This is a genomic window from Streptomyces sp. NPDC029169 (genome assembly GCF_055563935.1).
Map to the genome: position 1 here is coordinate 62528 of NZ_JBVHXA010000024.1, position 22046 is coordinate 84573.

17 protein-coding genes are annotated in these 22046 nt (G+C 72.7%); 9 read left to right on the forward strand and 8 right to left on the reverse strand.

The window, feature by feature from the left end:
* Positions 1 to 37: 37 nt before the first annotated feature.
* The gene (locus ACZ4VI_RS32835; protein ID WP_468005266.1) at positions 38 to 619 is read right to left on the reverse strand and encodes a hypothetical protein; all 582 of its coding nucleotides are present in this window, start codon (positions 617 to 619) and stop codon (positions 38 to 40) included.
* Between the two features lie 214 nt (positions 620 to 833).
* Here ACZ4VI_RS32835 and ACZ4VI_RS32840 point away from each other — a divergent pair, with 214 nt between their 5' ends.
* Positions 834 to 1874 (forward strand): NAD-dependent epimerase/dehydratase family protein, encoded by a 1041-nt coding sequence (locus ACZ4VI_RS32840; RefSeq protein ID WP_468005268.1) that lies wholly within the window; start codon positions 834 to 836, stop codon positions 1872 to 1874.
* 53 nt (positions 1875 to 1927) lie between these two features.
* Positions 1928 to 3310 (forward strand): DUF1996 domain-containing protein, encoded by a 1383-nt coding sequence (locus ACZ4VI_RS32845; RefSeq protein WP_468005270.1) that lies wholly within the window; start codon positions 1928 to 1930, stop codon positions 3308 to 3310.
* A gap of 1 nt (position 3311) precedes the next feature.
* On the opposite strand, the gene ACZ4VI_RS32850 is transcribed toward ACZ4VI_RS32845, so the two are convergent.
* Positions 3312 to 3734, reverse strand: a complete 423-nt coding sequence (locus ACZ4VI_RS32850; RefSeq protein ID WP_468005272.1) for a hypothetical protein — start codon at positions 3732 to 3734, stop codon at positions 3312 to 3314.
* A gap of 111 nt (positions 3735 to 3845) precedes the next feature.
* Here ACZ4VI_RS32850 and ACZ4VI_RS32855 point away from each other — a divergent pair, with 111 nt between their 5' ends.
* From ACZ4VI_RS32855 to ACZ4VI_RS32870, 4 genes are all read left to right on the forward strand, one after another.
* On the forward strand, positions 3846 to 4646 hold the full coding sequence (locus ACZ4VI_RS32855; protein WP_468005274.1) for a tyrosine-protein phosphatase: 801 nt from the start codon (positions 3846 to 3848) through the stop codon (positions 4644 to 4646).
* A 960-nt stretch (positions 4647 to 5606) separates the two neighbouring features.
* Positions 5607 to 7526 carry a hypothetical protein gene (locus ACZ4VI_RS32860; RefSeq protein ID WP_468005276.1) on the forward strand — a complete coding sequence of 640 codons (1920 nt, stop codon included), beginning with the start codon at positions 5607 to 5609 and terminating at the stop codon, positions 7524 to 7526.
* 562 nt (positions 7527 to 8088) lie between these two features.
* Positions 8089 to 8973, forward strand: coding sequence for a metal-dependent hydrolase (locus ACZ4VI_RS32865; protein ID WP_468005278.1), 885 nt, complete (start codon positions 8089 to 8091; stop codon positions 8971 to 8973).
* 1 nt (position 8974) lies between these two features.
* Positions 8975 to 10027 (forward strand): PDR/VanB family oxidoreductase, encoded by a 1053-nt coding sequence (locus ACZ4VI_RS32870; RefSeq protein ID WP_468005280.1) that lies wholly within the window; start codon positions 8975 to 8977, stop codon positions 10025 to 10027.
* On the opposite strand, the gene ACZ4VI_RS32875 is transcribed toward ACZ4VI_RS32870, so the two are convergent.
* Positions 10024 to 10644, reverse strand: a complete 621-nt coding sequence (locus ACZ4VI_RS32875; RefSeq protein WP_468005282.1) for an isochorismatase family protein — start codon at positions 10642 to 10644, stop codon at positions 10024 to 10026. The two genes, ACZ4VI_RS32870 and ACZ4VI_RS32875, sit on opposite strands and share 4 nt — an antisense overlap.
* A gap of 96 nt (positions 10645 to 10740) precedes the next feature.
* On the opposite strand from ACZ4VI_RS32875, the gene ACZ4VI_RS32880 reads away from it, so the two are divergent.
* Positions 10741 to 11736, forward strand: a complete 996-nt coding sequence (locus tag ACZ4VI_RS32880; RefSeq protein ID WP_468005284.1) for an ArsR/SmtB family transcription factor — start codon at positions 10741 to 10743, stop codon at positions 11734 to 11736.
* A gap of 7 nt (positions 11737 to 11743) precedes the next feature.
* On the opposite strand, the gene ACZ4VI_RS32885 is transcribed toward ACZ4VI_RS32880, so the two are convergent.
* Positions 11744 to 12010: a hypothetical protein gene (locus ACZ4VI_RS32885; protein WP_468005286.1), complete on the reverse strand. Its 267-nt coding sequence runs from the start codon at positions 12008 to 12010 to the stop codon at positions 11744 to 11746.
* Between the two features lie 38 nt (positions 12011 to 12048).
* Between ACZ4VI_RS32885 and ACZ4VI_RS32890 the strand changes: the two genes are divergently transcribed.
* A complete protein-coding gene (locus ACZ4VI_RS32890) occupies positions 12049 to 12762 on the forward strand; it encodes a TetR/AcrR family transcriptional regulator (RefSeq protein WP_468005288.1) in 714 nt (237 codons plus the stop codon).
* Here the strand turns inward: ACZ4VI_RS32890 and ACZ4VI_RS32895 are convergent, their stop codons facing one another.
* Positions 12763 to 13095, reverse strand: a complete 333-nt coding sequence (locus ACZ4VI_RS32895) for a 5-carboxymethyl-2-hydroxymuconate Delta-isomerase (RefSeq protein ID WP_468005290.1) — start codon at positions 13093 to 13095, stop codon at positions 12763 to 12765.
* Positions 13096 to 13149: 54 nt separating this feature from the next.
* Between ACZ4VI_RS32895 and ACZ4VI_RS32900 the strand changes: the two genes are divergently transcribed.
* Complete coding sequence (locus tag ACZ4VI_RS32900; protein ID WP_468005291.1) at positions 13150 to 13668, forward strand: GNAT family N-acetyltransferase; 519 nt, start codon at positions 13150 to 13152, stop codon at positions 13666 to 13668.
* Here ACZ4VI_RS32900 and pulA read toward each other — a convergent pair.
* The 3 genes from pulA to ACZ4VI_RS32915 form a co-directional block, all read right to left on the reverse strand.
* The gene (gene pulA, locus ACZ4VI_RS32905) at positions 13655 to 18949 is read right to left on the reverse strand and encodes a pullulanase-type alpha-1,6-glucosidase (RefSeq protein ID WP_468005300.1); all 5295 of its coding nucleotides are present in this window, start codon (positions 18947 to 18949) and stop codon (positions 13655 to 13657) included. The two genes, ACZ4VI_RS32900 and pulA, sit on opposite strands and share 14 nt — an antisense overlap.
* A 121-nt stretch (positions 18950 to 19070) precedes the next feature.
* Entirely contained in the window at positions 19071 to 20756 is a 1686-nt protein-coding gene (locus ACZ4VI_RS32910) for a carbohydrate-binding module family 20 domain-containing protein (protein ID WP_468005293.1), read from the reverse strand.
* 133 nt (positions 20757 to 20889) lie between these two features.
* Complete coding sequence (locus ACZ4VI_RS32915; RefSeq protein WP_468005302.1) at positions 20890 to 21909, reverse strand: LacI family DNA-binding transcriptional regulator; 1020 nt, start codon at positions 21907 to 21909, stop codon at positions 20890 to 20892.
* Positions 21910 to 22046: the final 137 nt, after the last annotated feature.

The window sequence follows — 22046 nt, forward strand, 5'->3', positions numbered from 1 at the left end:
TAGGAGTCGGTGTCGACAGGGGGAATCGGCCCCCGGGTCAGACGTGTGCTCCGAGGGCGGTGGCGCGGGGTACGGACAGCCGGGGCGGGCCGCGCCGGGAGAGGGTGTGCGCGAGGACGACGCCGTGCAGCCGGCGGGTGCGCGGGCGCGGGCGTACGGGGTGCGGGAGTTCGGGCACGCGGACGACGGCGAGCAGCAGCCGGAGCGGGGTGAAGGCGAGCGCCCCGACGGTCCGGGCGAGCGCGAAGAGCGCGGCCTCGCCCCTGGCCAGCCAGAGGCCGCAGAGCAGGGCGGCGAGGAGGTGGGCGGCGATCATGCCGGCGGAGGTGTGGCCGTCCATGGGCGGAGGGTCCACGGTCATCTGCCCCATGTCCGCGTGGCCCATCGCCGCGTGGCCCATCGCCGCGTGGCCCATCGCCGCGTGGCCCATCGCCGCGTGGTCCGTGACGCCGCGCGACTCGCCCGCCGAGAAGATCAGGTGCAGGGCCGTCTGTACGGCCGCGAGTCCGCCGGCGATCGCGGGCGCGCCGCGCCGGCGGCCGCTCGCCAGCCATGCCAGGACGCCCGTGACGGCGAAGGCCGCGGAGAGCGATCCCGCGGGGATCTCGTGCGCAGACATGGACGAATGCCCCATGGCGGCCAATGTCACGCACACCGCCGCGAAAAGTGCGGCTCGCAGGGCGCGTATCGGCGACCGGGCCTCCGTCATGATTCGGACATGGTGACATCCCGCCGCCGGGAGCGGGAGACCGCCTCCCGGTTCCTCCCCTAGAGGAATCCTCTCGTAGAGGAACGACTGGGCGCCGGTCCGTCCCGCGGTGCAGAGTCGTGGCATGAGACTTCTGATCTTGGGTGGTACCGAATTCGTGGGGCGCGCCGTGGCCGAGGCGGCGCTCGCGCGGGGGTGGGAGGTGACGGTCTTCCACCGCGGCAGGCACGAGCCGCCGGCCGGGTGCGTCTCGCTGCTCGGCGACCGTACGGCCCCGGGCGGGCTCGACGCCCTCACCTCGACCGACAAGCCCGCCGAGAAGCCGGACGACAAGCCGGACGACAAGCCCGCCTGGGACCTGGTCGTCGACACCTGGTCGGCGGCCCCCTCGGCCGTACGCGACGCGGCGCGGCTACTCGCGGACCGGGCGGGTCGATTCGTCTATGTGTCGAGCCGTTCGGTCTACGCCTGGCCGCCGGCGGCCGGTCTGGCCGAGGACGGTCCGCTGGTCGAGGGCTCGCCGGACGACGGTGACGTGCCGTACGCCGAGGCCAAGCGGGGCGGCGAGCTGGCGGCGGTCGGGGCGTTCGGCGCGGACCGCACCCTCCTGGTCCGCGCGGGGCTGATCATCGGCCCGTACGAGAACGTGGGCCGCCTCCCCTGGTGGCTGGGCCGGATCGCGCGGGGCGGACCGGTCCTCGCGCCCGGCCCGCGCACGCTGCCGTTGCAGTACGTCGACGTGCGCGATCTGGCCGAGTGGACGCTCGACGCCGCCGAGGCCGGGCTCTCGGGGCCGTACAACCTGATCTCGCCGCCCGGGCACACCACCATGGGCGAGCTGCTCGACGCCTGCGTGCGGGCGACCGGCTCCGACGCGGAGCTGCGCTGGACCGACCCGGAGAAGATCCTCGCCGCCGGGGTCGAGCCGTGGTCCGACCTGCCGGTGTGGATTCCGCCGGGCGAGCTGTACGACGCGATCCACGGGGCCGATGTCTCCAAGGCGCTCGCGGCGGGGCTGCGCTGCCGGCCGGTGGCGGAGACGGTCGCGGACACCTGGGCCTGGCTGGAATCGATCGGCGGGACGGCGCCGCAGCGCGCGGACCGTCCGTCGCTGGGTCTCTCCCCCGAGCGGGAGGCCGCCCTCCTGTCGGACCGATCGGACTGACGTCCGGATCGGATCGTCTGAACGCGTGGGGCGCGTCGTCCGTATGAAGTCCCATGCGACGCACACGAAAACGTTCCACACGCGCGAAACGAGCGGTGGCCGCCTCCGTCGCCCTGATTCTGGGCGGGGGCGGCCTGATCGCCGCCAATGTCTACGCCTCGGCCGGCGAGGGCTGGGGCGATCGGCCGCCGGACCGGCAGAACGCGGTCTCGACCATCGACTGTCCCGATGTCGCGGAGGAGCTGTCCGAGGTGCCGGAGTCCGCACGGGCCTCGGTGGACCGCGAACTCGCCACGCTGGACAGCCAGATCACCGTCGCGTACCAGCGTCTCGCCGACAACAGGGAGCGGGTGGAGAGCGACCCGGTCTTCGCCGAGCAGCAGATCCTGACCCCGCTCAGGAACGAGCGGCTCAACATCCTCCAGCGGATCGGGCAGTTGGTCGGCCAGTCCCTCGACAGTCTCGCGCCCTGCACCCTGCGCGCGGACGACAACCAGGGCGGGGAGGAGGACCAGGAGCAGCCCGGGCAGCCCGAGGGGCAGTCCGGGAACGGGCCCGAGGCAGCCGACTTCGTCGACATCCTCTCCGTACAGCCGAACGTGAACCGCCCCCAGCAGCGCCGGGGTGCCTCGCGCGGCTCGTTCTCCACCGACTGCGGGCGGAACCAGAACGGCAAGTTCAACCCGGACAACGTCATCGTCGCGCCGGGGGTGAGCAACGGCGCCCACCATATGCACGACTACGTCGGCAACCAGGCCAACGACGCCTTCGCGGGTGACAAAGACCTGGCCCGGGGCAGGACCAGCTGCCGCAACCAGGGCGACCGTTCGACGTACTACTGGCCCGTGCTCCGGCTCCAGAACGGGCAGGCGGAGGACGACGCGGAGGCGGACGGCGGCGGCAAGGACCAGAACGTCGGCGAGATCCAGACACCGGCGCAGGTCACCCTGAACTTCGTCGGCAGTCCTGTCGCCAAGGTCACCGCGATGCCGCGCTTCCTGCGGATCATCACGGGCGACGCCAAGGCCTTCACCAACGGCGACGCGAACGCCAACGCCTCGTGGTCCTGCACCGGTTTCGAGGACCGCCAGCTGAAGGACAAGTACCCGATCTGCCCGGAGGGCAGCAAGGTGGTGCGGACGTTCCGCTTCCAGAGCTGCTGGGACGGACAGAACACCGACAGCGCCAACCACCGCACCCATGTGGCCTTCGCCGACCCGGCCAGCGGCCGGTGCGGCAACGGCTTCCGCGCCATCCCGCAGCTCGTGCAGCGGATCGTCTACGACGTGCCGCCGGGGCCCGGCTTCGCGGTCGACTCGTTCCCCGAGCAGCTGCACAAGCCGGTCACCGACCACGGCGACTTCATCAACGTCTTCGACGAACGGCTGATGCGGAGGGTGGTGAGCTGCCTCAACGAGGGGCGCCGCTGCTCCTGACTCAGTGGTGTCCGGAGGAACCGGAGGAAGGCGACGCGTGCGACGCGTGCGGCTCGGTGGTCTCGACCTGACCGCCGAGCCGTTCGCGTACCTTCTCCACCGTCCCGGAGTCGCCCGACACCGTCCACTTGCGGCCGACGAGATACGAACCGCCGTAGTCCTTGGACTGGTTGAGCCATTCGCGCTGCCCGCGGTCGGTCGCGAAGGTGGTCAGGACGTACGTCCCGTCGTCCGTCGCGCACTTCGCCTGGCGCAGCTCGGCCGCGTCCGTCTGGACGTCCGGGGCGCACTGCGCCTTGGCGGCGAGCTGCTCCAGGGTGCCGGTCGCCTCCTCGGGTGCCGACTCGCACCCCGTCAGCGTCACGAGCCCCGCGACCACCGCCGCCACCGCCACCGCCACTGTCGCCGTTCGTCGCGTACGCATCAGCATCCGCCCATCCTGCCCGCCTGGCCGCGCCAGGGTGAGCGGAATCCGATCGGTTACGGTTTCGTGGGATACGTCCCGATGATGTACCGATATGGAGGAGCCGACGCCATGCCCGCCATCCCCGCCGCTACCGTCGCCAACCTCCGCGACCTGGGTGGCCTCCCCCTCGGCGAGGGGCGCAGCGTCCGCTCCGGCCGGATCTTCCGCTCCGCGCAGCTCGACCGGCTCGATCCCGCCGACCCCGTCGTGTCGGCGCTCGGCATCCGTACGGTCGTCGACTTCCGTACGGAGAACGAGCGCACCGAGTGGCCCGACCACCTCCCGCCGGGCGGGCGGGTGGTCGTCGCGGACGTGCTCGCCGACCAGCTCGCCACCAGCGGGCTGCCGCCCGCCGCGATCCTGAAGCAGCTGCTGACCAACCCGGCGCTCGCCGAGAAGTTCCTCGGCGGGGGCCGGGCGCAGGAGGCCTTCGGCCGGACGTACCGGGCCTTCGTGAGCACCGAGTCCGCGCGCGCCTCCTACCGGGCGTTCCTCGCCGAGCTGGGCGATCCGCGCGGCGGTCCGCTGCTGTTCCACTGCACGGCGGGCAAGGACCGTACGGGCTGGGCGGCGACGATCGTCCTTTCACTGCTCGGCGCGGACGACGAGACGGTCATGGCGGAGTATCTGTCGGTCAATCCGGCGGTACGGCACGTGTTCGCGCCGCTGATCGAGGGCTTCACGGCCCAGGGCGGCGACCCGGATCTGGCGCTGGCCCTGATCGGCGTCGTGCCGGAGTATCTGGAGGCGGCGCTCGACGAGGTGGCGGTCAGGCACGGCTCGATGGAGAAGTACGTACGGGAGGGCCTGGGCGTCCCGGACGAGGTGACGGCCGTGATCCGCGAACGGCTGACGGCCTACGAGGCGTGAGCGGCCTGCGGCCGCGAGGATCCGGGGAGCGTCAGGCACCCGTGCGACCGCGATTTCCCCGGACCCGGGGCGCTCGCACGGCATGCCCGGGCGGGCCCACGGCGTGCCCCGGCGCCCGCACAGCGTGCCCCCGGGCGACCGCGCAGCGGGCCCCGGGCGACCGGCCTGCAGCCGCGAGGCCCCACAGAGCCCCGGCGCCCGCACGGTGTGCCCCGGGCGGCCTCGGGTCCGGGCACGGTTGCCGCTGGTCGTGGCGCCCGGCATTCCCCGGCGTGCCCGGGGGTGAGCGGCCTGCGGCCGCGTGACCCGGGGGCCCCGGCACCGGGGCGGCCGCACGCCGTTGCCCGGTTGGCCCTCGGCCGCCTCGGGGTGAGCGGCCTGCGGCCGCGATGGCCCAGGGAGCCCCGACACCCAGGCGCCCACACGGCGTTGGCCCTGCCTCCGGCGCCCACACGACGTGTCCGGGGTGAGCGGCCTGCGGCCGCGTGACCCGGGGAGCCCGGCACCGACGGCCACACGGCATGCCCCGGGTGGCCCTCGGCTGCCCCGGGCGGGCGCACGTCGTGCCGCGAGGTGAGCGGCTGCGGCCGCGATGACCCGGGGAGCCCCGGCACCGGGGCGGCCGCACGCCGTGGCCCGGGCGGCCGGACGGCGTGCCCCGGCGGGCCTCGGTTGCACGGGGTGAGCTTGCCCCGGACCCGAGCGCCGGGCACGGTGTGCCCCGGGGTGAGCGCGGTCTGCAGCCGCGATACCCCGCGGCGCCCCGGCGACCGCACGGCGTTGGCCCGGGCGGCCTGCGGTCGCGATGGCCCGGACCCGGGCGCCCGCACAGCGTGCACCGGCGACCCGCACGGCCTGCCCCGGGGCGGCCTCGGGTCCGGGCACGGTGGCCGGTGTGCAGGGCGGCCGGGGGCGTCGTCCCCGGGGTGACCATCGGATGATTCGCTCGTTCTGCTGAATGTGAGCACCCAGGAACTCGCCCCCTCCCCCCTCGACCCGGTCGATGTCGAGCAGGCCGAGGCCGCGCTCGTCGAGCATTACCCGCGGCTGGTCCGGATCGCGTACCTCGTGCTGCCGCCCTCCCTGGGGCGCAACCGGCGGGTGTTGACGGCGCACGCGGTCGTCCAGCGCTCGCTGCCCAGCCGCCGGACGTCCGGGACCGGGGGCCGCGGGGTTCCCGGTGCGCGACGGGCCGAGGACGCCGTCGACCCCGGGTACGCGTACGTCAGGGGCGAGGTGCTCCGGCAGGCGCTCGTCGCGGGGCTGCCGCTGCGGCGCCGGGCGCTGCCGCAGCGGGCGCAGTTCCCGCCGCTGCTACCGCAGGTGTGGGGCCTGCGGCTGTTCCCGCGCGCGGGCGGCGCCGACGAACTGGCCCTGGACCAGAAGCTCTCCGCCCTGTCCGGGCCGGCGCGCGCGGCCTACGTGCTGCGGGGCCTTGAGCGGCAGGGGGATCCGGAGGTGCTGCGGGTGCTCGGCGCGGCCGGGGTGGCGGAGCCGGAGGCGGCGGTCGCGGAGGCGGACGGGGTGGAGGCCCTGTACGCGCTGCTCGACTCGCCCGAGTTCGATCCGTGCTCGCTCCAGGCCAGGCCGACGGATCTGATGCGCCGCCGTCAGCACGGCAGGGCGGCGGTCGCCGCGGCGGCGGCCGTCCTGGTGTGCGGGACGCTCCTCGGTCTGCCCGGCGAGGGCTGGGGGCCGGGCGGCGCCGCAGCACCGTCGTACGCCCGCAATCCGGCCGCCGAGGCGGCCCTCGACCCGGGGAAGCTGAGACGCGTCCCGGCAGGGTTCTGGCAGCGCTCGGCGCGGACCGACTTCTCGGTGTGGCCGGCCCGGGGCGGCCTGGTGGACGACCGGGCACTGCTGCGGCGGGCGCTCGCGGTGTGGGCACGGCCCGGCGGTTCGGTGCGGTCCTCGGCGACGCCGGGGACGCCGGTCGGACCGCCGATGGGCTCGCCGCAGCTGCTGTACGCGGGCGAGGTGGACGGGTCGCGCGTGGTACTGCTCCACGACGGGCTGCGGGCGGTGCGGTACGCGGAGCCGATGGCCGGGACGGCCGGGGCGGCGCTGGACTTCGCGCGTACGGACGGGGCCGACGTGGCTGGCTCGGCGGCCCTCGTCCTCTCCCGTACGACGGCCAACGTGCGCTACCTGACGGCTCCTTGGGTGCGGGACACGGCCGTACGGGACCTGTTGGCGCCGGCGAAGGAGCCCTGGCGGCTCGCCCGGGACGCGCACGGGGTGACGGATCCGATGCTCAGCCCGGCGCAGGCGCGCGGATGCACGGCGTGGAACACGCTCCAGGTGCGGGACGCGACGGGCGTGCGGCTCCTCGCCGATCTCGGCGAGCTGGCGCCCGCCCGGCTGACCTCGGGGCCACCGGCGGCCCCCAAGGACGTGACGGGCGAGGCGGCGCGGGCGGTCTGGGCGCGGACGGCCTGCGGGCTGACGGCGGTCCGCTCGCACGGGGTGCGGTCGGTGAACGCCTGGCCGTTCGCCGAGCAGCGGCTTCCGGAGGACGGGGGCCGGGCGGCCTGGGTGTGCGCGCGGGCGGAGACCTGGCGGGGCACGGGGAGCCGGGTCCTCGCCCAGTTCCAGGTCCCGGCGCCGGGGGTGGCCGCGGCCGTCGTGGCGCGGGCGGAGGAGTCCCCGGCGTGCGGGGTGCGCGAGCCGCGGGTCCTGGCTGGGGTGCTGTGGCAGGCGAAGAGCGGCCAGTGGTACGTCCTGGCGGCGGGCAGCGGGGAGTTCGTGTCGCTGCGGACCACGGGCGGGGTGACGGGCGCGGCGGACGGCCGCCTGCTCGCGGTGATGGCGAAGGCCGGCGCCCGCGCGGACCTGGACGGCACGCTGAAGAACGGCACGAGGGTGGGCGCACTGCGCTAGCACTGCGCCAGCCGGTGCACCGGGGCAGCCGGGTGGACAGGCGGACGGGGCGGGCGGCGCCGACTCCCGGCCCGGCACCCGGGCGGCCGGGCAGCGCCGACTCCCGGCCGGCGGCCAGGCACTCGGGCAGCCGGGCGGACGGGCGACCTGGCACCCGGGCGGACGGGTGGGACGGGCGGCCAGAAACCCGGGCTGCCGGGTATCCGGGCGGACGAGCGACCAGGCATCCGGGCGGGCTGGCGGGCGGGCGAACGAGCGACCAGCCATCCGGGCAGTCGGGCGGCGGCGCTGGCTCCCGGCCCAGCACTCGGGCACCCGGGCGGCGCTGGCTCCCGGCCGGGGGCCAGGCACTCGGGCAGCCGGTCGGACGGGCGGCCAGGCACCCCGGCGGCCCGCCCGGCTGCCGGCTCCCTGCCAGACAGCCGGGCGGACGAGCGACCAGGCACCCGGGCGGCGCCGGCTCCCGCCGAGCGACCGGGCAGCCCGGCACCCGCGCAACCTCCCGGCGAAATCTCGTGCACGACCCTGTTGCCAACCGCTTACCCCTCAGTACATTGACGGCATGTCTAATACGCAGCCTGCACCGGTGGCGTCGGAGCACATCGAGCTCAAGGCCCGCAAGGTCTCCTTCGACTGGGAGGAGACCCCGCTCCACTGGGTTCCCGGCGACCCGTTCACGACCCACACCATCAACGTGCTGCACCTGCTCCTCCCCGCCGGCGAGCGGTGGTTCGTGCACGTCTACAAGCAGGTGCTCCCGTTCATCACCGACGACCGGCTGCGTACCGACGTCATCGGCTTCATCGGCCAGGAGGCCGTCCACTCCCAGGCGCACGACGACGTGCTCCCGCACCTCAAGAAGCTCGGCCTGGACCCCACTCCGTACACCGCCCAGGTCGACTGGTTCTTCGAGAAGCTGCTGGGCGACCGGACCCTGCCGCCCGGACGGGCGCGCCGCTGGTGGCTGCTCGAGCGGGTCGCGCTCATCGCCGCCATCGAGCACTACACCGCCTTCCTCGGCAACTGGGTCCTCAACGCCGAAGAGTTGGACCGGCGGGGCGCCGACCCGACCATGCTGGACCTGCTGCGCTGGCACGGCGCGGAGGAGGTCGAGCACCGGTCCGTCGCCTTCGAGCTGTTCATGCACCTCGACGGCGGCTACCGGCGCCGCGCCCGCACCTGGGCCACCGCCTTCGCCGCGATGGTCTTTCTCTGGCAGCGCGGCACCCGCTTCTTCATGGAGAACGACCCCACCCTCGTCAACGGCAGGGCCTCGGTCGGCCAGCTCGTCCGCAAGGGCCAGGAGGGCGTGCTGCCGTCCACGCCCGATCTGCTCCGGGCCATCCCGCGCTATCTGAGCCGGGCCTACCACCCCTCCCAGGAGGGGAACACGGCGCAGGCCGTCGCGTATCTGGCCAACTCCCCCGGCGCCAACGGAGGCCGCTGACATGCCCCGTCTCCGTACCGTCGTCCTGCTCGCCGGGGCCGCCGTCCTCGCCAAACGGGCCATGCGCCGCCGGATCAACGCCGCCCCGCTGTGGCCGATGCCCACCCTCGACGAGCCGATATCGGGCCGCGGCCGCCTCTCGACCGTCACCCGGCGGGTCCAGGTCACCGAGCGCACCGAGCCCGCCGACGGCGTGGTCCAACTCCGCCTCGAAGGCAGCGGCCTGCCCGCCTGGCAGCCAGGCGCCCATGTCGACCTGGTGCTGCCGTCGGGCGCGGTGCGCCAGTACTCGCTGTGCGGCGACCCGGCCGACACCGACACGTACACGGTCGCGACCCGCCTCATCGAGGACGGCCGGGGCGGCTCGCGCGAGGTGCACGAACAGCTCCACGTGGGCACGGAGCTCGAGATCCGCGGGCCGCGCAACCGCTTCCCGCTTCTCGCCGCCCCCGCGTACGTCTTCGTGGCGGGCGGCATCGGCATCACCCCCGTCCTGCCGATGCTGCGCGCGGCGGAGGCGGCCGGCGCCGACTGGCGGCTGCTGTACTGCGGACGCAGCCGCGCCACCCTGCCCTACCTCGACGCGATCGAGAAGCTCGGCGGCGCCCGGGTGACCGTGGTCGCCGAGGACGAGTCGGGCCGCCCCGACCTTGGCTTCCTCGCCGAGGTCCCCGAGGAGACGGCGGTGTACTGCTGCGGCCCGGACGGGCTGATGGACGCGGTCGCCGCCGCGATGCCCGAGGGCCGGTCACCCCGCCTGGAGCGCTTCACCCCTGCCGCCACGGCCGGCGGCGCCCCGTTCGAGGTCGAACTGCGCCGCTCCGGACGTACGGTGACGGTGGCGCCGGACCAGTCGGTCCTCGCCGCGGTCCGGACCGAGGTGCCCGGCCTCCTGTACTCCTGCGAGCAGGGCTTCTGCGGGACCTGCCGACAGCGCGTCGTGGAGGGCGAGATCGACCACCGCGACGAACTGCTCACCGACGCGGAGCGCGCCGACTCGATGCTGATCTGCGTCTCGCGCTGCGCCGGAGAGCGGCTGGTCCTCGACCTCTAGAGCCAGCGCGCGGCGGCGAGCTGTCCCACGAGCGCGGCGAACGGCATGTCGACGTCCTGGTACACGTGCGGGGCGATCGGGTGGGCGTTGTCCGCGAGCATCTCCACCACCAGGCTGGCGTAGTCGCTCACGATCACACCGGCCTGCTGGAGGCGGAGCAGGCCGGTCTCCCTCTTGACCGCCGAGAAGGTGCCCGAGGCGTCCACGGCCACGTGGGCGGTGTATCCGGCGGCGGTGGCCGCGATCGCCGGCAGTGCGGCGCAGACCTCCAGGGAGGTCCCCGCCACGATGATCCGGTCCCGGCCGGCGGCTTCGACCGCGCCGCGGACGCGGTCGTCGTGCCAGGCGTTGACCGTGGACCGGTCGATCACGTCCAGGTCCTTCGGCAGGACGTCCTGGAGTTCGGGGATCAGCGGCCCCCACAGGCCGTCGGCCGACGTGGTGGTGACGACGACCGGGACGTCGAGGCGCAGGGCCGCCCGGGCCAGGGCGACGACGTTGTGCTTCAGCTCCTCGACGCCCATGTCCCGTACGCCGGTGAAGAGTCCGATCTGGTGGTCGACCAGCAGGAGCACGGCGTTGTCGGTGGTGAGGGGCCGGTGGAAGGGGCTCGTCATGGCCAAGTCCTTTGCTGGGATGGGGAGATGGAGTGAGGCGTCCGCCTCGGTGACGATGGTTGACCACCCGGCCCCGGCTCGGTAAATGTTTCAGCCGTGCCTGAATCCTCCGCCGCCCCGCCCCCGCCGTGCGCGGAGTTCGACTTCGCCCCCGCCGATCTCGCCCGCCTGCGCTTCGCCTTCTCTCCGCTCTCCGAGACCGTGGCGAGCCTGCGGACGCTCCAGGACCCCGGGCGGCACGCCCTTCATCTGCCCTGGATCCGGGCCGTCCGCCCGCGCCTGGGCTCCCTGGACCTGCGGCTGCTGTTCGCGCTCGTCCCGCTGGGGCCCTACTACGCGCACTTCCTGACTCCGGCGCCCACCGGGCCGCTGCCGGACATCGCGGAGGAGCTCGACCTGGTGGCGTCGGCGGACCTTGTCGAGGCGGCGGCGGGGGCCGCTCGCCTGCCGGCCGCGCACACACCACCCGTACGGGAGTTCCTGGCCGACCCGGTCGCCGGTCTCGCCTTGGCCGCGGCCCAGCTGAGCCGTTACTGGGACACGGCCCTCGCTCCGTACTGGCCGCAGATCCGGGGACTGTTCGAGTCGGAGGTGCTGCGCCGCTCCCGGCAGCTCACCCGCGACGGTGCGGCCGTAATGTTCAACGACCTGCATCGGAACATCAGTTGGGACGACGGCCGACTCCGGGTCCGCACCCGGGAATGGCGCCGCAGCGGCCCGCTGCGCGGGGACGGTCTGATCCTCGTGCCGAGCGTGTTCTTCTGGCCGGACACGTCGGTGATGGCGGAGCCGTACCAGCCGACGCTGGTCTATCCGGTCCCTGGAGTGGCGACAGTGTGGCAGCAGGGGACCGTGCCGACGACCGAGGCGCTCGACGCACTGATCGGCCGCACCCGGGCCCGGATCCTCGTCGCCCTCGCCGAACCGGCGACCACGTCGATCCTGGCCCGCCGGCTGTCGATGACCCCGGGCGCGGTCAGCCAGCACCTCAAGGTGCTGCACGCCGGCGGGCTGCTGACCCGCAACCGCAGCGGCCGGGAGGTCTTCTACGGCTGCTCGCCCCTGGGGCACTCGCTCCGCACGGCGTCCTGAGGCCGTGCTACGGCAGGATCAGCCAGTCGAAGGCGAGCGCGGCGGCGAGACCGCCCACCAGGAGCCAGGTGCCCAGACGGGTACGTCCGTTGCGGGAGAGCTCGATCACGACGCCGCAGAGGATCATGGCCAGTCCGTACACACCGACGACCAGGACCGACGTACGGCTCGCGAGCCGGATCGCCAGGACCGCCGCCATGACGACCAGCAGCACGGACGCGGCCGCTATGCGCAGTTGGCGGGCCTGCTTCGGGCTCAAACCGGAGGTGCTCATGTCGTGGGAGCGTAACGGACGGCGGTTAGGCTGTTCGCATGACGACCGGGGTGCGCCGCAGGATGGGCGTCGAGGAGCGCAAGCAGCAGCTGATCGGGGTGGCTCTGGAGCTGTTCAGCCACCGCTCTCCCGACGAGGTGTCCATCGACGAGATCGCCGCGGCCGCGGGGATCTCGCGGCCGCTGGTCTACCACTACTTCCCCGGCAAGCAGAGCCTGTACGAGGCTGCGCTGCGGCGGGCGGCGGACGAGCTGGCCGCCCGGTTCCTGGAGCCGCCGCAGGGGCCGCTGGGCGCGCGGCTGCTGCGGGTGATGGGGCGGTTCTTCGACTTCGTCGACGATCACGGCCCGGGTTTCGCGGCGCTGATGCGGGGCGGTCCCGCGGTGGGCTCCTCCACGACGAACGCGATGATCGACGAGGTGCGGCAGGCCGCGTACGAGCAGATCCTGGCCCACCTGGAGGTCGAGCGCCCCTCGGCCCGGCTCGAACTGGTCGTCCGTTCCTGGGTGTCGCTGGCCGAGTCGACGGCGCTGATCTGGCTGGACAGGCGCCGGGTGCCGCGCGCGGAGCTGGAGATGCAGCTCGTGCACGACTTCGCGGCGCTGGCGGCGGTGAGCGCGGCGTACGACACGGAGATGGCGGACATCCTGGTCCGCATCCTCGCCGACGAGCCGGCCGACGGGCCGTTCGGCGACCTGGTGGGCCGCCTCATGGCGCTGGCGCCGCGCGTGCCGGCTCAGCGGCTGCCGTAGTCAGGCCTTGCGGTAGGACGCTTCGAGATCGCGCACCTCGGCGGAGATCCGTACGCCCTCCTTCTCCTTGAGGTACGCGGGCAGCAGCGCGAGCACGGCCTCCGTGAGGCGGGCCTTCGTCTCGTCCGCGCGGCCGGGCAGCAGCGCGATCTCGACGTGGACGACGAGGTCGTCGGTCGCACCGCCCCCGACGACGAACTCCTCGACCTCGCGGAAGCGGGTCTTGCAGCTGTCGAGCTGCGTGTCGACCGTCTCCACGACGAGCGGATGCAGCGCGAGCGCGAAGCCGCGCCGGTCGAGAGGCGCGGAGTAGTCCACGGTGATCTGCGGCATGAAGGGTCACTCCCGGTCGTACGGATGTCTGGGCACACCTTTACGGTGATCGCCATGAGCACACAAGTGACCTTCCGGCAGGCGGACGACCGCGATCTCGACCTTCTGGTGGGGTTGTTCGACGGGGCGGCGCGCTGGATGGTGCGTAACGGGATCGACCAGTGGAAGCCGGGCGACAAGAGCGGGGAGCACTTCCGGGCGCGGATCGCGGCGGGCGAGGTGTGGCTGGCGGCCCATGGGGGGCGGGCCGTCGGGGCGTACGAGCTGTGGTGGGAGGACGAGCAGGCGTGGGGGCCGCAGCCGCCGGTCGCCGGTTATGTCCACCGGCTGATGACCGACCGGGCGGCCGCCCCGGCCGGCGCGGGCCGCGCGCTCCTCGCGCACGCGGAGGGGCGGATCGCGGCCGCGGGCCGCGGGGTGGCCCGGCTGGACTGTGTGTCGAGCAATCCTCGGCTGCGGACGTACTACGAGACCGCGGGCTATACGGCCGTCGGCGACGAGCCGGGAAAGCTCGCCGCCGACGGCACGCGTTACGGGGTCACTCTTCTTGAGAAGGCGCTCACCACGCCTTGAAGACGGCCACCGTGCGGGCCGGGACGGTGAAGGTGCCCGAGGTCGCCTCGTAGGAGGCGGACTTGACCGTCGGGTCCGTGCCCTTCGCCTGGAGCGGGTGCAGGGCGTAGCCCTTTCCGGCCAGGTTCGTGATGCGCTGCGTCTGCTGGTCCGGGGTGGCGTTGAAGACCACGACCAGGTCGCCGAGGCGCATGGTGATCACGCCCGGGGTCTCGCCGGTGCCGGAGAGCGGGAAGGACAGGGCGTCCTGGACCTGTCCGGCGGTGGCGAGGGAGAAGGCGGGCTCGGCCGTACGGATGCTCTGCAGGTCCCGGTAGGCGGCCGAGGCGCCGTCGATCTGCTCGCAGCCGACCGTCAGGGACGGGGCGGTGAGCAGCGACTTTCCGAAGCCCCACTTGGACCTGTTGTCGGCCGCCGGCGGCAGCCCGCGGCCGAAGCCGTTGCCGTTCCGGCAGTCCCAGTGGATCGCGTTGAACCAGTCACCGCTGTCGTACGAGTTGCGGTCGAGCGACTTGGAACGCAGCAGGTCCGAGCCCGCCTGGGAGAGCGCGGGGCCCTGGGAGAGCGTCGCCGTCGCCATGGCGAGGACCTGCATCCTGGCCCGGTCGGCCGGGGACGTGCGCGCGGGGAGCTTGAAGGCGAGCGCGTCGTACAGGGTCTCGTTGTCGTGGGCGTCGGCGTAGGCGAGGGCGTCGCCGGGGGCCGCCGCGTAGCCCGCCGGGGAGCCGTTGTAGTCGACCTGGGAGCCCTTGACCGTACGGCCGGAGGTGTCGGTGAACGAGTAGGACGCCAGGTTGCCGGAGAGGCCGACCTTGATCAGGTCCTGGTAGTGCAGGAGTCGGGCCTTCTGCTCGGCCGGGGTCCCGTTGGCCGTCGACGCGTTCGGGTCGGTGAACAGGCCCGAGGCGAAGCCCTGGACACCCGGGTCCTCATCGAAGGGGCCGCCGCCGCGCACGGCGTCACGGGCCCGGTCCGAGAAGGTCGCGATCCCGGTGCCGGCCATGTTCTTCTGGGTGGCCTGGACGAAGCGCGCGTCGTCGGCGATCTCGCCGAAGTTCCAGCCTTCGCCGTAGAGGACGATCGCCTTCCCGTCGACGCCGTCCTTGTCGACGGTCAGTGCGTCAAGCGCCTTGCGGACCGCGAGGATGTTCTCCTTCGGGTGGTGGCCCATGAGGTCGAAGCGGAAGCCGTCCACCTTGTACTCCTTGGCCCAGGTGACGACCGAGTCCACGACGAGCTTGCCCATCATGGCGTTCTCGGGCGCGGTGTTGGCGCAGCAGGTGGAGGTGGCGACGGAGCCGTCGGCCTGGAGCCGCTGGTAGTAGCCGGGCACGATCCGGTCCAGGACGGACTTGTCGGCCTGGCCGGCGGCGACGGTGTGGTTGTAGACGACGTCCATGACCGTGCGCAGTCCGGCGCCGTTGAGCGACTGGACCATCTGCCGGAACTCGACCGTGCGGCGGGTGCCTTCGGGGTCGGTGGCGTAGGAGCCCTCGGGGACGGTGTAGTGCAGCGGGTCGTAGCCCCAGTTGTAGGCGTCCTTGGCCGCGGCGGCGGCCACACAGGCCTGCTGCTCCTCGGAGTCGGGGGCGTAGACCTTCAGGTCGCAGGCGGGGACGGTCTGCGCGGACTTCTTCTCGGGGATGGTGCCGATGTCGAAGGCCGGGAGCAGGTGGACGTAGGAGGTGCCGGAGGCGGCCAGAGCCTTCAGGTGCTGCGAGCCCTTGCTGCCGGGGTCGGTGAAGGCGAGGTAGGTGCCCTTGTGCTCCGGGACGGCGGTGCCGTCCGCGATCGAGAAGTCGCGGATGTGCAGCTCCTGGATCTGGGCGTCCCGGAGCGGCACGGCCGTGGGCTTCTTCAGGCCGGTCCAGCCCTTCGGCGCGAGGGCCGGGTCCGCGAGGTCGACGATCAGGCTCTGGGCCGAGTCGGTGGTCAGGGCGGTGGAGTAGGGGTCGGTGACCTTGTTGGTGACGAGCTGCCGGACGCTGGGCGCCCAGACCTTCACCACGTACCGGTACGGCTTTCCGGTCCACGCGCGCGTGCCGGTGACCGACCAGACGCCGGAGGCGTCGTCGCGGCGCATGGGCACGGCCTTGCCGTCGAGTTCGAGGGCGACGGACTGGGCGGTGGGGGCCCAGAGCGACAGCGTGGGACGGCCGTCGCGGAACACCGGGCCGAGAGCCGCGGTGGTCGCCTTCGGCGCGTAGAGGTCGTCGAGGACACCGGCGAGCTGGACGCCGGTGGCGGTCAGGACGGCGCCGTTCGCCGCGTACTGGGCGGCCAAGAGCTGGCCCTTGAGGGCCTCGCGGATCCTGTCGCGGTCGCGCGGGTCGACGGTGAAGGCTCCGTACGACTTCAGGTGGGGGAAGGCGGCCTTCTGCGCGTCGGTCAGTTCGGTCCTGGTGAGGCGCAGCATCTGACGGTCGCCGGTGAGCGTCCCGTCCGTGACCGTGAGCGAGCCGTCGCGGGAGGAGAGGAGGGCGGTGGAGGCGGCGGCTTCGCTGCCGTTCCAGGCGAGCGTGGTCTCGTCGATCCAGACGGCCTGGGCCTTGGTGAGGTCGAGCGCGGCGCCGCTGCCCTTGGGCTGCGGGAGCAGGTACTTCTCCTGGCCGGCGAGCAGCCAGACCTCGTGGCCGTTGGCCTTCAGGTCGAGGGACTGGTCGGCGGGCAGGTCCTTCTCGTCGCCCTTGTGCAGGATGTACGAGAGGGAGGTCGCGCCGGCCGCGAGCGGGACTTCGTAGACCGCTCCGTAGGCATCGGTGCGGACGGGCTCCAGCGGCCTGCTCCAGTCGGTGGGGTTCGCGGCGCCGGTCCAGGTGTGCAGACCCCAGCCCGCGTAGTCCCCGTCGGCCCGCTTGTAGTGCAGCACAGCCTTCGTCGTGTCCTGCGGCGGGTACGCACCCTCGGGCGCGGCGTTCAGGACCTCGCTCTTGCCCTGCTCGATCCAGACCTCGCCGGTACGGGAGAGGTCGATGGTCCGGTCGGCGTCGGTGTCCTTCACGCCGTCCTTGTTCACGGCGATGAAGCCGACCGAGGAGGCGCCGGGCTTGAGCTTGACGTAGGCGAAGGCGCCGTACGCGTCACGGCCGGTGAACGGCTTCCCGGCGGGCCAGGTGGTGCCTTCGCCATCGGCGATGTCGCCCCAGGTGTAGAGGCCCCAGTCGGCGTAGTCCCCGGCGGGGCGCTTGTAGTGGACGATCGCGTAGTCGCGCTGGGTGGCGGTCGGCGGCTGTTCGACGGCCGGGGCGCCGCTGGTGGTCTGCGCGGTCGCGCTCGCGGTGCGGCCGGCGCTGTCGACGACGACGGCCTTGTAGCGCAGGGCCGTTCCGGCGGGGGCGGTGACCTTCTGGGTGACCTTGTACGGGGCGTGGTCGGCGGAGCCGAGGACCTGCCACGGTCCGTTGCCGGTCTGGGCGGCGAAGACGACGCGGTTGAGCTGCCCGCCGTCGACGTCGGCGGAGACCTCGACGGTGCCGGTGGCGCCGGCGGCGGGGGCCTTGAGGGTGACGGTCGGAGCGGTGGCCGGGGCCGGCAGGGCGCCCTCGGCCTTCAGGACCAGGGAGGAGAGGGCCGGGACGGTGACGGTGACCTTGCCGTTCTCCGCGTGGAGGGCGCCCTGACCTCCGTACAGGACACGGAAGTCGGCGGAGTCGACGGGCACGGTGACGGTCTTCGCCTCGGTGGCGCTGTTCGCGGCGACGACGTACTCGGTCTTCGCGCGGGCGTCGGTACGGGAGAAGGCGTAGACGGAACCCTCGGCGTACCGCTGCTCCTGGACGCCGTCGCGCAGCGCGGGGTGCTTCTTCGTGAGCGCGGACAGGGCGGCGATCTGGCGGTAGAGGGGGTGGGCGGTGTCGTACGCGTCGGCGGCGTGGGTGCGGTCGGTGCCGAGCTGGTCGTCGTCCAGGTAGTCGGCGGTCTGCGACGCGAAGAGGGTCTGGCGGGCGTCCTTGTCGCCGCCGGCGCCGGTGTAGCCCTGCTCGTCGCCGTAGTAGACGACGGGGTTGCCGCGGGTGAGGAACATCAGCTCGTTGGCGAGCCGGTAGCGCTGGAGGAGTTCGGCGTCGTCGGCCTTCGGGTTGTCCTGCTTGAGGAAGGTGCCGAAGCGGCCCATGTCGTGGTTGCCGAGGAAGGGCACCGACTCGTAGGCGTTGGCCTTGTCGGTGGTGTAGCGGTAGTCCTGGGCGAAGAGGTTCGCCAGCCTGTCCGCCGAACCGCCCTGGGAGGCGAAGGTGCGGGCGGCGTCCTGGAAGGGGAAGTCGAGGGTGGCGTCGAGGCGGCCCTCGGTGACGTACGGGGCGGTGATCGCCGGGTCGGCGGAGTAGACCTCGCCGAACATGAAGAAGTCGTCGCGGCCGCGGCGGGCGGCGTACTCGTCGAGGGCGGTGGCCCACTGGGTCCAGAACGCGGTGTCGACGTGCTTGACGGTGTCGATGCGGAAGCCGTCGATGTCGAAGTCGCGCACCCAGCGCTGGTAGATCTTCTCCATGCCCTCGACGACCTCGGGGCGCTCGGTCCACAGGTCGTCCAGGCCGACGAAGTCGCCGTACTGGGAGGACTCGCCGGCGAAGGTCGAGTCGCCCCGGTTGTGGTACATCGTCGGGTCGTTGAGCCAGGAGGGGACCTTGAGGTCCTTCTTCTCGGCGGGGACGACGGGGGTGCGGGGGAAGGAGTCCTTGTCGACGGCCGGGAAGGGGTCGGCGGTGCGGTCGTCGAAGGGGACGCCGTTCTTGGCCAGGTAGGGGAAGGCGCCCTTGGAGAGGTAGGTGGAGGACTTCTCCTTGTAGTCGACGACGTCGGCGGTGTGGTTGGTGATGACGTCGAAGAAGACCTTCATGCCCTTGGCGTGGGCCCGGTCGATGAGCTTCTCCAGGTCGGCGTTGGTGCCGAAGTGCGGGTCGACCTGGGTGAAGTCGGTGATCCAGTAGCCGTGGTAGCCGGCGCTGGCGTCCTTGCCGGTGCCCTGCACGGGCTGGTTCTTGAAGATGGGCGCGAGCCAGATGGCGGTGGTGCCGAGGCCCTTGATGTAGTCAAGCCTCTTCGTGAGCCCCTTGAGGTCGCCGCCCTGGTAGAAGCCCTTGTCGGCGGGGTCGAACCCGGTCTGGAGCCGGGTGCCGGTGAGACCGCCGCGGTCGTTGGCCGTGTCGCCGTTGGCGAAGCGGTCGGGCAGGACGAAGTAGAACTGCTCCCGCGTGAGGTCGTGGCGCGCGGGCTGCGCGGCGAGCGCCCGGTCTGAAGGCGGCGGTGGGGGCGCGGCGGAGGCCGGCAGGGCCGGCACCATGGCGGCACACAGCGCGACGGCCACGGCGGCCGCCGTTCTCTTGGGTATCACGGAGATTCTCTCCCTGGAGGTACGGGAAGGAGGGCCGCCCCTGCGGGGGCGGCCCTGTGGGGAGGGGAGGTCAGCTGCGGAACGTGTCGTTCAGGACGATCTGGCCCGAGGACGGGACCGTCGCGACGCGGTTGGCGCCGGACTCCCAGGTCACGTTGCCCGCCTCGTCCTTGCGGAGGTACTTGTACTCGAAGGACGTGCCCGCGGGCAGGGCGACGTCCAGCTTCCAGACCGGGTACGACGCCGGGTCCAGCTTCAGGGCCGCGGACGAGGACCAGTTGCCCAGCTCGGCGCGGTTGCCGGTGACGTAGACGTTCTGGCCGACGGACGTCGTGGCGTTGACGTTGAAGGAGGCACCAGCCACCGCCGGCGCCGTCCCACACGTCTTCGCGTTCACGTGCAGCGCGAGCGCCGTGTGCGCGCCCAGCGTCGCCGTGAACTGGCCCGCCGAGTTCACCGTCACGGGCATGTCCGTCTGGACGTCGCAGTACGTGCCGGCCGGCAGCCCCGTCTGGAACGTCCGGCTCAGCGCCGTGCCCTCGTGGTTGATGGCGACGTACGCCTTGTCGCCCCGCCCGAACGCGATCGCGTTGTTGCCGTTGTCCCACCAGTTGCCGACCGCCGTGCCCCGGGCCGCGTTGCGGAGGCCCACCATCGAGGCGATCTCGCGCCACGCGTGCTGGCACTTCCAGCCGTCGCTGTAACAGGCGTTCACCTGGCCGCCGTTCGGCGCGCCCGCGTCCTTGTCGGTCCACTCGTAGCCGGAGTGGACGTCCGGGGAGCCGTACGGCCAGGCCAGCATGAAGACCGAGGCGAGGGTGTACGTCGAACCCCACTTGTAGTTGAGGGTGTCGCCGCCGCGCTCGGTGTCGTGGTTGTCCACGAAGACACCGGACGAGCCCGACGACATGTAGCCCCAGGACTCGCCGAAGTTGCTCAGGTAGGCGAGCTTCTCCGAGCCGAAGATCCGCTTGAGGTCCCGCGCGTAACGGAACTCCTGCACGTCCCCGTTGCCGAGGTACTCGCTGGGCGAGACCGCCTCACCCGCGCCGTAGATCGCCTCCTGCTTCCAGTAGACGCCCGGGTTGCTCAGCCGTGACTTGATGTTCGCGAGGTCCGCGGCCGGCATGTGCTTGGCCGCGTCGACGCGGAAGCCGTCCACGCCGAGCGAGAGCAGGTCGTTCATGTACGCGGCGATCCGGCCCCGCACCCAGTCCTCGCCGGTGTCGAGGTCGGGCAGCTGCACGAGTTCGCAGTTCTGGACGTTCGCCCGGTCCTGGTAGTTCGAGATGGCGGACCGGCAGTCGTCCATGTCGGCGCCCGAGTAGAGGCCGGGGTAGTCGTACTTGGAGAACGAGGTCCCGCCCGTTCCCGTGCCCGACGCGTTCGCCATGTGGTTGATGACGGTGTCGGCGACGACCTTCACGCCCGCCGCGTGACAGGTGTCGACCATGCTCTTGAAGGCGGTGCGGTCGCCGAGCGGTCCGGCGATCTTGTAGCTGACGGGCTGGTACGCGGTCCACCAGGTCGAGCCCTGTATTCGTTCCTGGGGCGGCGACACCTGTACGTAGCCGTACCCGGCCGGACCGAGCTGGTCCGTGCAGGCCTTGGCCACCGAGGCGAACTTCCACTCGAACATCACCGCGGTGACGTCCTTCGTGCCGGGTGGGGCGGCCTGCGCGGGGGCGGGCGCCGTGACGGCCACAGCGGCTCCCGCCACAAAGGCGAGTGCAGCGGCCACGGTCTTTCTGGCCATGTTGTCCTCCTGACGACGTCCCTGTCGCAAGAAGTTGCCGAAAATGACAGCAACTGTTTTCAGCCGTGACCGTACGAGCGCCCTCGGGCCGGGTCAACCCTTTGGACCCCTCGACACCCCTCAACGCAAGCGATTACGCAAGCAGTTGCAGCGAGTGACCGGCCGGTGGCTGTGCCGTGGAGCCCCGGACCACCAGCTCCGGCTGGAAGACGAACTCCGTGCGCTGCACGGGGTTCCCCTCCACCTCCTCCAGGAGCGCCCCCACCGCCGCCGTCGCCATCGCCTGCACGGGCTGGCGCACGGTGGAGAGCGGCGGATCGGTGAAGGCGATCAGCGGCGAGTCGTCGAAGCCGACGACCGACACGTCACCGGGCACGTCCAGGCCCCGGGCGCGCACCGCGCGGATCGCGCCGAGCGCCATCAGGTCGGAGCCGCAGACGATCCCGGTGCAGCCCTGGTCGAGCAGGATGTCGGCCGCCGCGTGCCCGCCCTCGACGCCGAACAGCGTGGGACGGATGTACCGTTCGGCCTCCACCCGGTCCAGACCCAGCGCCGCGTGCAGCTCCGTCGCGAAGCCCTCCGCCTTGCGGCGCGAGGGTACGTAGCGGGTCGGCCCGATCGCCAGGCCGATCCGCTCGTGGCCCAGCTCGACCAGGTGCCGTACGGCCATCCGCGCCGCCGCCCGGTCGTCGGGCGAGACGAAGTTGGCGTCGATCCGCTCGTTGTAGCCGTTGATGAGGACGAACGGGACGCCCCGCGCGGCCAGTCGGACGTACCGTTCCGGGTCGGCGGCGGCGTCCGCGTGCAGCCCGGAGAGGAAGATGATGCCGGTGACCCCGCGCTCCTCCAGCTGCTCGACCAGCTCGTCCTCGGTGGCCCCGCCCGGCATCTGCGTGCAGAGCACCGGGGTATAGCCGTGCCCGGCCAGGACCTGCTCGATGACCTGGGCGAACGCCGGGAAGATCGGGTTGGTCAGCTCGGGCACAACCAGGCCGACCAGGCCCGCGCTGCGGCGTTTCAGCCGTACGGGACGCTCGTATCCGAGCACGTCGAGCGCGGCCAGGACACGGTGCCGGGTCGCGCCGGCCACGCCCGCCTTGCCGTTGAGGACGCGGCTGACCGTGGCCTCGCTGACCCCGGACTGGGCCGCGATGTCCGCGAGCCGCGGGGGGGGGGGGTCCCGGGCCCCCCCCGCGGGGGGGTTTTTCCCCCCCCCCCCACCCCGCTTTTTTGTTGGGTGGCTCCTCCGCCCCTCCCCCCCACGGAGGGGGCGGTGTGGGAGGGGGGAAA